The sequence below is a fragment of the Candidatus Nitrospira neuquenensis genome (genome assembly GCF_979578155.1).
In genome coordinates this window covers 152,482-165,669 of record NZ_CEFZDU010000036.1, presented here as the reverse complement: position 1 = coordinate 165,669, position 13,188 = coordinate 152,482, and the positions used below count along the sequence as shown (strand labels likewise).

Sequence of the window (13,188 nt, the reverse complement as noted above, 5' to 3'; positions counted from 1 at the left end):
GGGCGTCGGGGGAGCCTCAGGTCTTCGGCGGGCTCGGCTCGTCGCGCGGCAGGTACTCGTCCTGGTAGATCTGCACGGCCGTCAGGAGCAGGGCGACGAAGATCGGGCCGAGGAACATGCCGATCACGCCGTACACCGCGAGCCCGCCCAGGATGCTGAAGAACAGCGCGAGGACCGGGATCTGCGCCTCCTTGCCGATCAGCATGGGCTTGAGGATGTTGTCCGCCAGCGTGACCACGCCCACGCCCCAGGCCGCCATCGCCAATGCCTGCCACAGCGGCGCGGCCCAGTAGAGGTAGAGCGAGACGGGCACCCAGACGAGCGCGGTGCCGCCGAAGGGCAGGGGAGCGAGCGCCATGGTGACGGCCGTAAGGAATCCCGGGAAGGGCACGTCCAGCATGGCGTAGGCGGCGCCGGCGAGCAACCCCTGCACCACGGCCGTCAGCAGCACGCCCTTGACCACCGCCCGCAGCGTCTGGTCCAGCTTGGTGAAGATCCGTGCCTTGTGGCCGTCCTCCAGCGGGATCACCGCGTACAGCGACTCGTAGAGCCGCGGGCCGTCCCGGAACAGGAAGAAGAGGGTGAAGATCATGACGAGGAAGTCCGCTCCGAGGCGGAAGGCGTTCGTGACGAAGCCCGCGACCTCCGCCACGACGAACTCGCTGAGCGTCCTGGCGCTCTGGAGCAGGAAGGCCTCCAGCTTGTCCTGCGCCAGCGCGGCCTGGGCCAGGGGCTTGGGGATCCTGATGCCGGCGATCGAGCCGGTCCCGAGCTCCGCCATCAGCCGCTGGACGCCGCCCGCCCGGATCCATTCGTCCATCGCCGCGTAGGCCGAACCGGCCTCGCGGACGAGCATCAGGCTGAGGACGGCCACCGGCACCACGCCCAGGGCCATGATCGCCGCGGTCAGCAGCCCAGCCGCGGCCGACTCGCGGCCGCCCAGGGCGTGCGCGAGCCGCCGGTGCACGGGCAGGGCCAGGTGCGCGAGGAGCAGAGCCCAGAGGACGGGGAGCACGAAGGGTTGGAAGATCAGCCCGATCTGCGACAGCAGCAGGGCGAAGGCGGCGAAGAAGCAGAAGGTGAAGAGCTGGCGGCGGGTCATTGGTCGGAGAAGACCGCCTTGCGTTTCTCCAGGAAGGCCGCGGTGCCTTCCTTCTTGTCCGCCGTCTCGCAGAGCTCGCCGAACAGCTCGGCCTCCCGCGCGAGCCCCTCGGCCAGCGGGCTGTCGAGGCCGGTGCGGATCGCCCGCAGCGCCGCCTGCGTGGCGAGCCGGCCCTTGCTCGTGATGATCGCGGCCAGGGCCCGCGCCTGCGCCGTGACCTGGTCGGCCGGGACGACCCGGTTCACCAGCCCCAGCGCCCGCGCCTCCTCCGACGTGACGCTGGCGCCGGTCAGGATCATCTCGGCGGCGCGGGAGGGGCCGATGATCCGCTGAAGCCGCTGGGTGCCGCCGAAGCCGGGGATCAGCCCCAGGTTGATCTCCGGGAGCCCCAGCGCGATCCCCGAGGCGGCCACGCGCATGTGGCAGGCCATCGCCAGCTCCAGCCCCCCGCCGAAGCAGGAGCCGTTGAGCGCCGCGATGACCGGCTTGTCGAACCGCTCGATCCGGTTGAGCAGGGCCTGGCCGTGCATGGAGAACTCGAAGCCCTGGTAGGTGGCCTCCAGCGCGGCGAGGTCCTTGATGTCCGCGCCCGGGCAGAAGAACCGCCCCACGGCCGTCAGGATGACGACCCGCACCTCGGAGTCTCCCTCCAGCTCGCTGAACAGCCGATCCAGCTCGGCCAGCACGGCCGTGCCGAGCAGGTTGACCGGCGGGTTGTCCAACGTGACCGTCGCGATCCGCTCCTCGGTCGAAACCTTGACGAACGCATATCGCCGGTACGGCATGGGCTGTTCCCCCCTGGTTCGAATGCGCGGGGGCATCCTAGCAGAATTGCATTCCCCCGTCATGGCGGGAATGGTAGAATTTTCGCGTCGAGGTGCCCCGCCGTGATCGCTCACCGTCTGGCCGACTACGCACAGGGGCTCTCCTTCGCGCGGCTACCCGCGGACGTCGCCCACGAGGTCAAGCGCCGGGTGCTGGACAGCCTGGGCTGCGCCCTCGCCGCCTGGGACGCGCCGCCCTGCCGCATCGCCCGCCGCCTGGCGGCCTCCGTGCGGACGGCCAGCGGCGCGACGCTCTGGGGCACGTCCGACCGGACGACGCCGGACCTGGCCGCCTTCGCCAACGGCGCGCTCGTCCGGTACCTGGACTTCAACGACACCTACCTCTCGAAGGAGCCCGCCCATCCCTCGGACAACCTCGCCGCGGTGCTGGCGGCGGCCGAGGCGGCCCGCGCCTCCGGCCGGCGGGCGATCGAGGCCCTGGTGCTCGCCTACGAGGCGCACTGCCGGCTCTGCGACGCGGCGGCGCTGCGGCCGCGCGGGTGGGACCACGTCACCTACGGACCGATCAGCGCGGCGCTCGGCGCGGCGAAGGTCTGGGGGCTCCCGCGCGCGCAGACCGTCCAGGCCGTGAACCTGGCGGCCGTCGCGAACGTGGCGCTCCGGCAGACGCGGGTGGGCGAGGTGTCCATGTGGAAGGCGTGCGCCTTCTCGAACGCCGCCCGCAACGGCCTCTTCGCCGCGATGCTCGCCCGCGAGGGCATGACCGGCCCCTCGCCCGTCTTCGAGGGCGAGAAGGGCTTCATGAGGTTGGTCTCCGGCCCCTTCGAGCTGCCGGCCTTCGGCGGCGAGCGCGCCGGTCCCGGACGCGCCGCCGTGCCGTTCAAGGTCCTCGACACCTACATCAAGCACTATCCGGTCGAGTACCACGCCCAGACCGCGGTCGAGGCGGCGCTCGTCGTCCGCGACGAGCTGCTCAAGGCCGAGGGGAAGGGGGCGTTGACGGAGATCGTCGACATCGAGGTCGGGAGCTACGACGTGGCGATCGAGATCATCGGGCGCGACCCCGAGAAGTGGCGTCCGGCCACGCGGGAGACCGCCGACCACAGCTTTCCCTACTGCGTCGCGACGACGCTCCTGGACGGGGCCGTGACGGCGGCGTCCTTCGCGCCGGCGCGGCTCCGCCGCGCGGCGGTCCGGGACCTCATGGAGAAGGTGCGGGTCGTGGAGCTGCCGGATTTCGCCGGCTGGTACCCGCAGGCCATGCCGACGCGGGTCGCCGTCCGGACCGCGGCGGGCAAGGAATACGTCAAGCAGGTGGACTATCCCCTCGGCCACCCGCGCAATCCGATGTCGGACCGCGAGGTGGAGGAAAAATTCCGGGCGCTCGCCGCCGGCAGGCTGGACCGCCGGCGGGCCGGCCGGGTGATCGAGTGGGTCTGGCGGATGGAGCGATCCAAGGATGTCGGCGAACTGGCCGGGCTGCTCAAGATTGCAGGTCGAACCATCTGAGGCGGCTGGTACGGTCCCTCCCCCGCGAGGGGGAGGGTGAGGCGTTCGGGCACGTGACACGCGACACGTCGGCGAGCAAACCGCGGCGGTTGCGGGAGCTGATCGCCCGGGGGACGGTCGTCCTGCCCGGCGCGTTCAACGCCCTGACCGCGCTCCAGGTCGAGCGCGCGGGGTTCGACGCGGTCTACGTCTCCGGCGCGGCGCTGGCCGCGGCCCGCGGCCTGCCGGACATCGGGCTGCTCTCGCCGAGCGAGGTGGTGGCGGACGCGGGCACCATCGCGCGGGCCGTGGCGCTGCCGGCGCTGGCCGACGCGGACACGGGCTACGGCGGGCCGCTCGCCGTCATGCGGACCGTGCGGGAGTTCGAGCGGGCGGGGCTCGCGGGCCTGCACCTCGAGGACCAGGAGATGCCGAAGAAGTGCGGCCACCTGCCCGGCAAGCGGCTGATCCCCGCCGGCGAGATGGCCGCCAAGGTCGCCGCTGCGGTCCGGGCCCGCGAGGACCCGGATTTTCTCATCGTCGCCCGGACCGACGCGCGGGCCGTCGAGGGGCTGGACGCCGCCGTCCGACGCGCGCGCCGCTACGTCGAGGCGGGGGCCGACGCGGTCTTTCCCGAGGCGCTGGAATCGAAGGAGGAGTTCCGGGCCTTCGCCCGGGCCCTGGCGAAGGAGGGGCTCACGGTCCCGCTCCTGGCCAACCTGACCGAGTTCGGCAAGACCCCGAGCCTGACCGTGGCGGAGCTGGAAGACCTGGGCTATCGCCTCGTGATCTTCCCGGTCACGGCGCTGCGGGTCGCCGCCAAGGCGGTCGAGCGGCTGCTCGCCGAGCTGAAAGCGCTCGGCACGTCGCGCGAGTCGCTCGGGGCCATGCAGACGAGGGCCCAGCTCTCCGACCTGCTCCGCTACGAGGAGTACAAGCGGCTGGACGAAGAGCTCAAGGAACGTCATGGACGAGACGACCACGGGTGACCGGCCGGCCTATTCGCCGGGGCTGGAGGGCGTGATCGCGGGGGAGACCGCGCTCTGCCAGCTCGACGAGGGCGGGGCGGGGCTGCGCTATCGCGGCTACGCGATCGGCGACCTGGCCGAGGGGGCGGACTTCGAGGAGGTGGCCTACCTCCTCCTCTTCGGCCGGCTCCCGACCGGGAAGGAGCTGGAGGACTTCCGCGTCCAGCTCCTGCGCGAGGCGGTCCTGCCCGGCCCGGTGGAGGCCTTCATCGGCGTCGTGCCGCCGACCGCCCATCCGATGGATGTGCTCCGCACCGGGGTTTCGCTGCTCGGCATGACGGACCCGGAGGCGGCCGACGGCTCGCGCGAGGCGAGCCTCCGCAAGTCCGTCCGCCTGCTGGCCCAGATTCCCCTCATGATCGCCGAGGCCTACCGGCTGGCCCAGGGCAAGCGGCAGATGCGGCCGGCGCCGGGGCTGCGGTTCAGCGAAAACCTGCTCCTCCTCCTGACGGACCGGCGGGGCGACGACGCGGCGCGGGCCATGGCTCGCGCGCTGGACGTCTCCCTGATCCTCTACGCGGAGCACGAGTTCAACGCCTCGACCTTCGCCGCGCGGGTGGCCGCTTCCACGCTCACGGACCTGCACGGGGCCGTGACGGCGGCCGTGGCCGCGCTCAAGGGCCCGCTCCATGGGGGCGCGAACGAGGCAGTCGCGGCGATGCTCCTGGAAATCCGGACGCGCGACCGGGCCGAGCGCTGGGTGCGGGACGCCCTGGCGGCGAAGCGGCGCGTGATGGGCTTCGGACACCGGGTGCTCAAGCGGGGCGACCCGCGGTCGGCGATCATCCAGCGGCAGGCGGAGGCGCTGAGCCGCCGCTGCGGCGACCGCCGCTGGTACGAGATCGCGACGATCCTCGACCGGATCATGCGGGAGGAGAAGGGGCTCCATCCCAATCTGGACTTCTACACCGCCGTCGCCTACCTCCTGATCGGCGTCCCGCGCGAGCTGTACACGCCGCTGTTCGTCTGCTCGCGCGTCGCGGGCTGGTGCGCGCACATCATCGAGCAGCAGGACCACAACCGCCTCATCCGTCCCCGCAGCTTCTACAGCGGCCCGCCGCCGCAGGCCTTCGTGCCCATCGAGCGCCGGACATGACCGCGGTCTGGCATCCCGGCCCCGAGGTCGTCCAGCGCAGCCGGCTCCACCGATTCCTGCGGCGGCACGGCCTCGCCGACTACGCCGCGCTCCACGCCCGCTCGATCGCCGAGCCGGAGTGGTACTGGCCGGCGGCGCTCCAGGAGATGGGCATCGCCTGGGCGCGGCCCTACGGCCGCGTGCTGGACGTGAGTCGCGGCATCCCGTGGGCCCGCTGGTTCGCGGGCGGGCGGCTGAACCTCTCGGACAACTGCGTGCACAAGCGCCGGGCCGGTCCCTCGGCCGAGCGGGTCGCGATCCGCTGGGAGGGGGAGGACGGCGCGCGGCGGACGCTCACCTATCGGGAGCTGGACGCGGAGGTGCGCCGCGCCGCCGCCGCGCTGCGCGGGCTGGGCGTGGGGCGGGGCGATCGGGTGGCGGTCTTCCTCCCGATGATCCCCGAAACGGCGGTCGTCACGCTGGCCTGCTCGCGGGTCGGGGCGATCTACACGCCGATCTTCTCCGGCTACGGCGCGGAGGCCGTGGCCGCCCGCGCGCGGGACTGCGAGGCAAAGCTGCTGGTGACGGCCGACGGCGGCTTCCGGCGGGGCGCGGTCGTGCCGATGAAGCCCGCCGCCGACGAGGCGGCGGCGCGCTGTCCGACCGTCGAGCACCTGCTGGTCGTGCGACGGGTGGGCTGTCCGGTGTCCTGGACGCCGGACCGCGACCGCTGGTGGCACCGGGAACTGGGCGAGGGCGAGGGCGGGCCACCGGCGGAGACGGAGGCCGACGAGCCCTTCATGATCCTCTACACCTCCGGCACGACGGGGCGGCCCAAGGGCACGGTGCATGTCCACGCCGGCTTTCCGATCAAGGCGGCGCACGACCTCGCCTTCCACTTCGACCTGCAGGAGGAGGACTGTCTCTTCTGGCTCAGCGACCTCGGCTGGATGATGGGGCCCTGGGCCATCATGGGCGCGCTCACCCTTGGCGCGACCTGCCTCCTGTACGAGGGCGCGCCGGATTGGCCCCACGCGGGCCGGCTCTGGGAGCTGGTCGAGCGGCATCGGGTGACGGTCCTGGGCCTGGCGCCGACGGCGGTCCGGGCGCTCATGAGGCACGGCGAGGCGCCGCTTGCGGGGCGCGACCTCGGCAGTCTGCGCGTCCTGGGCTCGACCGGCGAGCCCTGGACGCCGGAGGCCTACCATTGGTACTTCCGGCAGGTCGGGCGGGGACGCTGCCCGATCATCAACTACTCGGGCGGCACGGAGGTGTCGGGGGGCATCGTTGCGGGAACGGTCCTGCATCCGAGCAAGGCCTGCGCCTTCACCGGCCCCTGCCTCGGCATGGCGGCGGAGATCCTCGATACCGAGGGACGGCCGGTGCGGGGGCAGGTGGGCGAGCTGGTCGTCACGAAGCCCTGGCCGGGAATGACCCGGGGATTCTGGCGCGACCCGCAACGGTATCTCGAGGCCTACTGGTCGCGCTGGCCGGGAGTCTGGGTGCACGGCGATTGGGCGACCACCGACGAGGAGGGGTTCTGGTACATCCTCGGCCGGTCGGACGACACGATCAAGGTGGCCGGCAAGCGCCTGGGCCCGGCCGAGGTCGAGGCGGTCCTCACCGGCCATCCGGCCGTGAGCGAGGCCGCGGCGGTGGGCGTGCCCGATCCGCTCAAGGGGGAGAAGCTGGTCTGCTTCGTCGTGCTGAAGCCGGGCCGGGAAGCGAGCGGCGCGCTGGCCGACGAGCTGACGGGCCGCGTGGCCGAGCATCTGGGGAAGGCGCTCAAGCCGGCCGCCGTCCACGTCGTGCCCGAGCTGCCCAGGACGAGGAACGGCAAGATCTTGCGCCGGGTGGCCCGCGCGGCCTACCTCGGCCGGGACCCCGGCGACCTCTCCGGCCTGGAAAATCCCCGGGCGGTCGAGACGATCGCGCAACTCCGTCCGCCGGTGCGCTCGTCGTAGATCCGGCGCGGCCGAGCGGCGCCCTGTCAAGCCATCTGAAAATCTAACCGGAGCCTCAGACGCCCCGGGCTGCCGTGCTCCCCCCTACCTCTCCCTTGGAACGGCACGGCCCCGGTCGGCCTCCCCTGGGCGAGCCTGCTCGCGTTCCTGAGGCTCCTGACCAATCCTCGGGTGTTCGAGCATCCGGAACCGATCGGCTGCTTCGTCCGAGGCCTGGGAACGGCGGGGGCGCGGCGCCCCCGCCGCGCGTTCGGTTACACCTTCTTCCCCGGCGCGTGCTGCTTGATGAAGGTGACGAGCGGCTCGATGTCCGCCTGGCTGTAATAACGCTTCGTCACCCCCGCCTCCAACACGTCGATGGCCTCGCGGACGAACTGCTCGCCCAGCGCCTCGTTCTTCTCGTTGAAGGCCATGGCCGCCTGGTTGAGTCGCTGGAGGACGGCGGCCTGCGGAGTCCGGGGATCGTTCAAGAACATCGCCCGGTAATCCTGCTTGGACAGCTCCTGCTCGACCTCCCTCACCCAGGCCGCGGCGAAGGAGTCGGTCTGGGAAATCCAGCCAGCCGCCCCTGCCGAGGTGGGTACGAGGGCCATCCCGCCCAGGAGCAGGGCGAGGGCACCCGTCATCGCGACGAACGGCTTGAACATGGTTCGTCCCTCCTTTCTCCGTTGGTTGGGATTTGTGGGACCGGCCGGAGGCCCTGCCTCGGGGGCGGGCTCGGCCGGACGCAGTGACCGCTCGACTGACGGCTGATTCAGTAATCCAGAATCGGCGGGAGTCAAGCCCGGCCGAGGGGGGCCGCGCGGCGCGGCGGCGCTTCCAGGCGGCGCAGGGCCTCCCGGCCCTCCGGCGCGCCGTTCTCGACCAGCGTGACGAGGCGGGACACCGCCCGCCCCCGCCGGGCCCGGCCTACTCCGGCGGGTCGGCCACGAACCGGTAGCCCACGCCGGGGTCCGTGAGGATATAGCGGGGACGGGCCGGGTCTCGTTCCAGCTTTTTCCGCAGGTGACCGACGAAGACGCGAAGGTACTGGGCATGCGCCGCCTGGGAGTTGCCCCAGACCGCCGTCAGCAGCATCTGGTGCGTCAGCACCTTGCCGGCGTGCTCGATCATGAACTTGAGCAGGTCGTACTCGGTCGGCGTGAGCTTGACCGGCTCGCCGGCGAGTCGGACCTCGCGGCTCGCGTAGTTGACGGATAGCTCGCCGGTCGTGAACAGGGGCAGCGCGCTCTTGGCACCGGCGGCCCGCCGCAGCACGGACTTGATCCGGGCGAGCAGCTCGACCGTGCTGAAGGGCTTGGTGATGTAGTCGTCCGCCCCCAGCTCGAGCGCCTCCACCTTCTTGGCCTCCGAGGAGACGGCCGACAGGACGATGATCGGGACGGGCGAAAGCGCCCGGATGCGGCGGGTCGTTTCCACGCCGTCCAGGCCGGGCATCAGCAGGTCGAGCAGGATCAGGTCTGGCATGCGGGCCCCGACCTCCGCCAGCGCCTCCTCCCCCGTCGACACGGGCGTGACCGCGTAGCCCTGGGCCTCAAGGTTGACCTGGAGCGACCGTCGGATCTGGCGCTCGTCGTCCACGACGAGGATGCGGGCGCCGTGGCTCATGCGCGATCTCCCGGAGCGGGGGCGGCCGGGAACAAGGGCTCGGGGTCGGGCGTCGGGATGCGGAACGCGACCGTCGTCCCGCGTCGGGGTGCGGACTCCACCCAGATGCGGCCTCCGTGCGCGGTCACCAGGCCCCGGCAGATCGCGAGCCCCAGTCCGCAGCCGCGGACCGAGCGCTCGCGGTGCGTCTGGAGCCGGTAGAAGCGATCGAAGACCCGCTCGGCGTCCGTCGCCGGGATGCCGTCCCCTTCGTTGGCCACGGCGATCTCGAATTCCCCGCCCGCGGTCCGGGCCGTCAACCGGATCGTCGACCCGGGCGGCGAATATTTCGCGGCGTTGTCGAGGAGGTTCACGAGCACCTGCTGGATCTCCACGGCGTCGACGTAGACCGGCGTGACGCCGTCCGGCAGGTGAATCTCCAGCGGGCGGCCCTGCAGGGCCGCCGTCGTGCGGCGCACGGCCCCCTCCACCAAGTCCTCCAGCGGCTGCCATTGCCGGCTCGGGATCAGCGTGCCGGCTTCGATGCGCGACATGTCCAGCAGATTGCTGACGAGCCGGTCCAGGTAGTCCACCTCCTGGTCGAGGCCGCGGAGCAGCTCGATCCGCACCGCCTCCGGGAGGGGGTCCGAGGACCGCATCAGGCCGACCACCGTCGACTTGATGGCCGTCAGCGGCGTGCGCAGCTCGTGCGAGACCGAGGAGAGCAGGGCCGACTTCAACTCGTCGCTCTGGCGAAAGGCCTCGACCCGCTGCGCCTCGCTGCGGCGCAGCTCCTCCTCGGCCTGCTTGCGCTGGGCCACCTCCTCCTCCAGCTTGCGGCTGGTGCGGACGACCTGGCCGCTCAGGAGCATGCCCAGGACCGCCACGCAGAGGCCGAGCGACACCTCCCAGCGGAGCATGCTGGCGACCCGTGCCTCCGAGTTGACAAAGTACAGGCGAGCCGCGGTCAGGGTCACGTCGTTGAGCCGGTCGTTCAAGGCCAGCAGCTCCTGGAGCCCGGCCGCCGCGCCGGGGTCGTCCGGCGGCAGGGCGGCGAAGGCCTCTCCCTTGCGCACCAGCTCGTCGATGAGGCGATGCTGGTCCATCAGGCGCGCTCGGACGTCGACGTTCTCGGTCCGCGGCAACTCGACGGTCTCGGTCTTGCCGAGCAGCACCGCCCGGCCGCCATCGAGCAGCGCCTTGAGCGAGCTTTTCCAGACCTCCGCCGTGTACCGGTAGTTCGCCGGGTGACCCTGCGCGGCCAGCAGCACCTCCTTCAGAAACATCTGGTTCAGCATGCGCTGCCGCCCCGCGATGTTGATCACGACGGCGTCGGACTGCCGGCTGTTCATGGTGAGGATCGTGTAGACCAGAATGCCCGTGATGGCGACGATGAAGAGCAGGGTGATGATGATCAGCGTCTGGCCGATGGTGAGACGTCCGCCCGTCGCGCTCATGGCCGGTCCTCCCTGGCGGGCCGGCCCCCGCGGTGGGGCCGGGCCGCCCCCAGCATAAAGCGATCCGATCGGCGACGGCAAATGGTCTCGGCGGAGGGGAGACGCCGGCATCGAGGGCCGGGGCCCGGAGGAGGGCGGAGGACGATGGGCGGGGGCGTCTCGGCGGGGGAGGCCCGGACCGGGGCGGGCGTCGGGTCAGGTGTTCCGCAGGACGATATCCCGGACGAAGGCGGAAGCCTGTTCTTTCGACGCGCCGACGTCCGGATACCGGCCCAGGAACTCCGCTTCGATTTCGCAGAGGGACTTGGTGCCGTCCAAGAGGCTCAGGAGGAAGCGCTCCGCCTCCCCCTTCCTGGAGAGCTTCGGCATTCGACCGGCCGACAACTTGTGCGCCTCCCCGGGGAGCTGCTCGAACCCCCAGGGCGTCTCTTGGTCGAACCGGCGGCCGTTCACGGCGACCTGCCAGCGCCACAGGCTTCCGTTGCCGGTCGCGAGGACCCGGACGGCGATGCGGTTGCCCCGCTCCACCGGCACCGGCTGATCGAGCGGGAAGAAGGCCACCCCCCAGTGCGACGCGCGTTCCGGCTCGTTCGTCAGGCTCGTGCCGTCGGAGAGCTCCGCCGCGAACCAGCCCGCCAAGCCGTGCAGCCGCCCGCGGCGGGTCGCGTAGAACGAGCACTCGAACGCGAGGTCGGAGCTCTTCGCCTCGTGGAGCGCAACCTGCAGCACCTGAGCGGGGGCGCTGAGAAAGACGTCCGCATGGATCTTGATCGGGTGAAAGTTGTTGGCCGCCAGGTGCCGAACCGGCGAGAAGTCGACCCCCTGGCAGTTGGTGCTCCAGAACTCGACCATGTGCTGGTAGAAGCCGGGTAGCTCGATCGGGACGACGGACAGGGCCAGGGCGCGGGGGATGACGGCGCCGGACGGCTTGAGGAACCGGTCGCGGATGTCGAGGACGGAGCCGACCAGGCCCTCGTCCACGCCGAAGGTCCCCATGGTTTCCGTGACGATCACGTCCACCTGTTCGGGCAGCTCGGCGCGGAAGGACTGGTCGTGGATGAACACGACCCGGTCCTCCAGGCCGTTCTTGGCGCAGACCTGCCGGGCCATCTCGATCACGTCCTCGGCCTCGATGGCGTACACGCGCCCGGCGCCGGCCCGGCAGGCGAGGAAGGCCAGGATGCCCGACCCGCTGCCGACGTCCGCCACCACGTCGCCCGGGCGCACCGTCCGCCCCAGGGCTTGACGATAGGCCTGGATTCGGACCGAGTCGGTCAGCATGGAGAGGTTGTAATTGACGAAATCGGTGTACTTGGTCATGCGACCAACCGGTCGGGTGGGCCATCAAGGCGGAGTGCGGGCGTCCGGGAGGAGCGCAACCCCGCCGTATCAGGGGGAGATTGTATGCGGCGCGCCGGCGGGAGAAGCGTAAATTATTGGTAGCGATTCTGCCGATTTGTATAAACGGAAGATAAACATCAAGCGGGGTCCCGGCGCGCGTCGAGGGCCGCCAGGAGCTCGGGGAGACCCTCGCCCTTGGGGGCGACGGTGCGGAGGACCAGCGGGACCCAGTCTTGTAGGGCGCGGACGGCGGCCTCCGCGCCCTCGTGGTCGGCCTTGTTGACCACGACGAGGTCGGCGACCTCCAGCAGGCCGGCCTTCATCGCCTGCACCTCGTCGCCCAGGCCGGGCGCGACGACGGCCACGACGACCCGCGCGAGGCCGCGCACCTCCACCTCGTCCTGCCCCACGCCGACGGTCTCGACGAGGATGGGGTCGTAGCCCGCGGCGTCGAGCACGAGGATCGCCTCGCCCGTCGCCCGCGCGAGCCCGCCGTGGTGCCCGCGCGTCGCCATGCTGCGGATGAACACGCCCTCGTCCGCCGCGTGCGCCTGCATGCGGATGCGGTCGCCCAGGATCGCGCCGCCCGTGAGCGGGCTGCTCGTGTCCACGGCCAGGATGCCGACCTTCCGGTGTTGCCGCCGGTAGGCCGCGGCGAGCTGATCGAGCAGCGTGCTCTTGCCGGCGCCGGGGTAGCCGGTCACGCCGACGACGAGCGCGCGGCGCGGCGTCGCCTCCAGGCGGCGCAGGGCCTCCCGGCCCTCCGGCGCGCCGTTCTCGACCAGCGTGATGAGGCGGGACACCGCCCGCACGTCGCCGGCCCGAACGCGCTCGGCGAGTCTGGCCGGGGCCTCGTTCATGCGGGCTCCGCCGGCTCGAACCAGACGTCCGTCACCTTGAAGGCGGGCGTGGGGGAGAAACGGGCCACGACCGGGAGGCCGATCCGCACGTCGTCCGGCGCGAGTCCCTTGAGGCGGGAGAGGAACAGCGTGTCGGCCCCCTCGAACTCGACCAGGATGAGCGTGAAGGGCGTCTCCTTGAGGAAGGCCTCGCCGCCGTAGTGGCAGGTGGTGAAGGTGTGGATGCGGCCGCGGAGCGGCAGCTCGTGCCAGGCGGTCGGTCGGCCGCATTCCATGCAGTGGGCCCGGGGCGTCGCGTAGGTGTAGCCGCAGCCCGTGCAGCGGGAGCCGAGCAGCCGGCCCTGGCTCAAGCCGAGGAAGAAGGGCGAGTCCTGGGCGTAGCTGTGCCGGTAGTCGATCTCGTAGTGGTCCTGGATGATCAGGGGCTCGGAGTGTTGAGCGTTGAGTGGTGAGTTATCGGTGTCCAAGGAGGTTCCCCCGCACTCCCCAATCACACAGCGT

Annotated in this window: 12 protein-coding genes; 4 read left to right on the top strand and 8 right to left on the bottom strand. The window is 71.5% G+C overall.

The genetic code is table 11. From position 1 onward, the window contains the following. Positions 1–16: 16 nt before the first annotated feature. Both AC1U7O_RS14945 and AC1U7O_RS14940 read right to left on the bottom strand, forming a co-directional pair. Complete coding sequence (locus AC1U7O_RS14945) at positions 17–1,102, bottom strand: AI-2E family transporter (RefSeq protein ID WP_479895637.1); 1,086 nt, start codon at positions 1,100–1,102, stop codon at positions 17–19. Then, on the bottom strand, positions 1,099–1,887 hold the full coding sequence (locus AC1U7O_RS14940) for an enoyl-CoA hydratase-related protein (RefSeq protein ID WP_479895636.1): 789 nt from the start codon (positions 1,885–1,887) through the stop codon (positions 1,099–1,101). Before AC1U7O_RS14940 ends, AC1U7O_RS14945 begins: the two co-directional genes overlap by 4 nt. A 102-nt stretch (positions 1,888–1,989) precedes the next feature. On the opposite strand from AC1U7O_RS14940, the gene AC1U7O_RS14935 reads away from it, so the two are divergent. The 4 genes from AC1U7O_RS14935 to AC1U7O_RS14920 are packed head-to-tail and all read left to right on the top strand — an operon-like array spanning position 1,990 to position 7,442. After that, positions 1,990–3,396, top strand: coding sequence for an MmgE/PrpD family protein (locus AC1U7O_RS14935; protein WP_479895635.1), 1,407 nt, complete (start codon positions 1,990–1,992; stop codon positions 3,394–3,396). 53 nt (positions 3,397–3,449) lie between these two features. Further along, positions 3,450–4,364 carry a methylisocitrate lyase gene (prpB, locus tag AC1U7O_RS14930; protein ID WP_479895634.1) on the top strand — a complete coding sequence of 305 codons (915 nt, stop codon included), beginning with the start codon at positions 3,450–3,452 and terminating at the stop codon, positions 4,362–4,364. Then, positions 4,342–5,499, top strand: coding sequence for a citrate/2-methylcitrate synthase (locus tag AC1U7O_RS14925; RefSeq protein WP_479895632.1), 1,158 nt, complete (start codon positions 4,342–4,344; stop codon positions 5,497–5,499). The genes prpB and AC1U7O_RS14925 overlap by 23 nt, the downstream gene beginning before the upstream one ends. Then, on the top strand, positions 5,496–7,442 hold the full coding sequence (locus tag AC1U7O_RS14920; RefSeq protein WP_479895630.1) for an AMP-binding protein: 1,947 nt from the start codon (positions 5,496–5,498) through the stop codon (positions 7,440–7,442). The genes AC1U7O_RS14925 and AC1U7O_RS14920 overlap by 4 nt, the downstream gene beginning before the upstream one ends. A 254-nt stretch (positions 7,443–7,696) precedes the next feature. Here AC1U7O_RS14920 and AC1U7O_RS14915 read toward each other — a convergent pair whose 3' ends face one another. The 6 genes from AC1U7O_RS14915 to AC1U7O_RS14890 form a co-directional block, all read right to left on the bottom strand. Beyond that, positions 7,697–8,089, bottom strand: coding sequence for a hypothetical protein (locus AC1U7O_RS14915; RefSeq protein WP_479895628.1), 393 nt, complete (start codon positions 8,087–8,089; stop codon positions 7,697–7,699). 262 nt (positions 8,090–8,351) lie between these two features. Further along, a complete protein-coding gene (locus tag AC1U7O_RS14910) occupies positions 8,352–9,050 on the bottom strand; it encodes a response regulator (RefSeq protein WP_479895627.1) in 699 nt (232 codons plus the stop codon). Continuing rightward, the gene (locus AC1U7O_RS14905; protein ID WP_479895625.1) at positions 9,047–10,486 is read right to left on the bottom strand and encodes an ATP-binding protein; all 1,440 of its coding nucleotides are present in this window, start codon (positions 10,484–10,486) and stop codon (positions 9,047–9,049) included. The genes AC1U7O_RS14910 and AC1U7O_RS14905 overlap by 4 nt, the downstream gene beginning before the upstream one ends. A 195-nt stretch (positions 10,487–10,681) precedes the next feature. Beyond that, positions 10,682–11,806, bottom strand: coding sequence for a 50S ribosomal protein L11 methyltransferase (locus AC1U7O_RS14900; protein ID WP_479895624.1), 1,125 nt, complete (start codon positions 11,804–11,806; stop codon positions 10,682–10,684). Between the two features lie 158 nt (positions 11,807–11,964). Next, entirely contained in the window at positions 11,965–12,687 is a 723-nt protein-coding gene (gene meaB / locus AC1U7O_RS14895) for a methylmalonyl Co-A mutase-associated GTPase MeaB (RefSeq protein ID WP_479895622.1), read from the bottom strand. Continuing rightward, the gene (locus tag AC1U7O_RS14890) at positions 12,684–13,154 is read right to left on the bottom strand and encodes a Zn-ribbon domain-containing OB-fold protein (RefSeq protein ID WP_479895621.1); all 471 of its coding nucleotides are present in this window, start codon (positions 13,152–13,154) and stop codon (positions 12,684–12,686) included. The genes meaB and AC1U7O_RS14890 overlap by 4 nt, the downstream gene beginning before the upstream one ends. Between the last annotated feature and the right edge of the window lie 34 nt (positions 13,155–13,188).

Excerpts from the sequence above, each read along its gene's own strand:
- AC1U7O_RS14900 (WP_479895624.1), bottom strand. The coding sequence starts at position 11,806 with ATGACCAAGTACACCGATTTCGTCAATTACAACCTCTCCATGCTGACC.
- AC1U7O_RS14910 (WP_479895627.1), bottom strand. The coding sequence starts at position 9,050 with ATGAGCCACGGCGCCCGCATCCTCGTCGTGGACGACGAGCGCCAGATC.
- AC1U7O_RS14905 (WP_479895625.1), bottom strand. The coding sequence starts at position 10,486 with ATGAGCGCGACGGGCGGACGTCTCACCATCGGCCAGACGCTGATCATC.
- AC1U7O_RS14920 (WP_479895630.1), top strand. The coding sequence starts at position 5,496 with ATGACCGCGGTCTGGCATCCCGGCCCCGAGGTCGTCCAGCGCAGCCGG.
- AC1U7O_RS14925 (WP_479895632.1), top strand. The coding sequence starts at position 4,342 with ATGGACGAGACGACCACGGGTGACCGGCCGGCCTATTCGCCGGGGCTG.
- meaB (WP_479895622.1), bottom strand. The coding sequence starts at position 12,687 with ATGAACGAGGCCCCGGCCAGACTCGCCGAGCGCGTTCGGGCCGGCGAC.
- AC1U7O_RS14945 (WP_479895637.1), bottom strand. The coding sequence starts at position 1,102 with ATGACCCGCCGCCAGCTCTTCACCTTCTGCTTCTTCGCCGCCTTCGCC.
- AC1U7O_RS14915 (WP_479895628.1), bottom strand. The coding sequence starts at position 8,089 with ATGTTCAAGCCGTTCGTCGCGATGACGGGTGCCCTCGCCCTGCTCCTG.
- AC1U7O_RS14940 (WP_479895636.1), bottom strand. The coding sequence starts at position 1,887 with ATGCCGTACCGGCGATATGCGTTCGTCAAGGTTTCGACCGAGGAGCGG.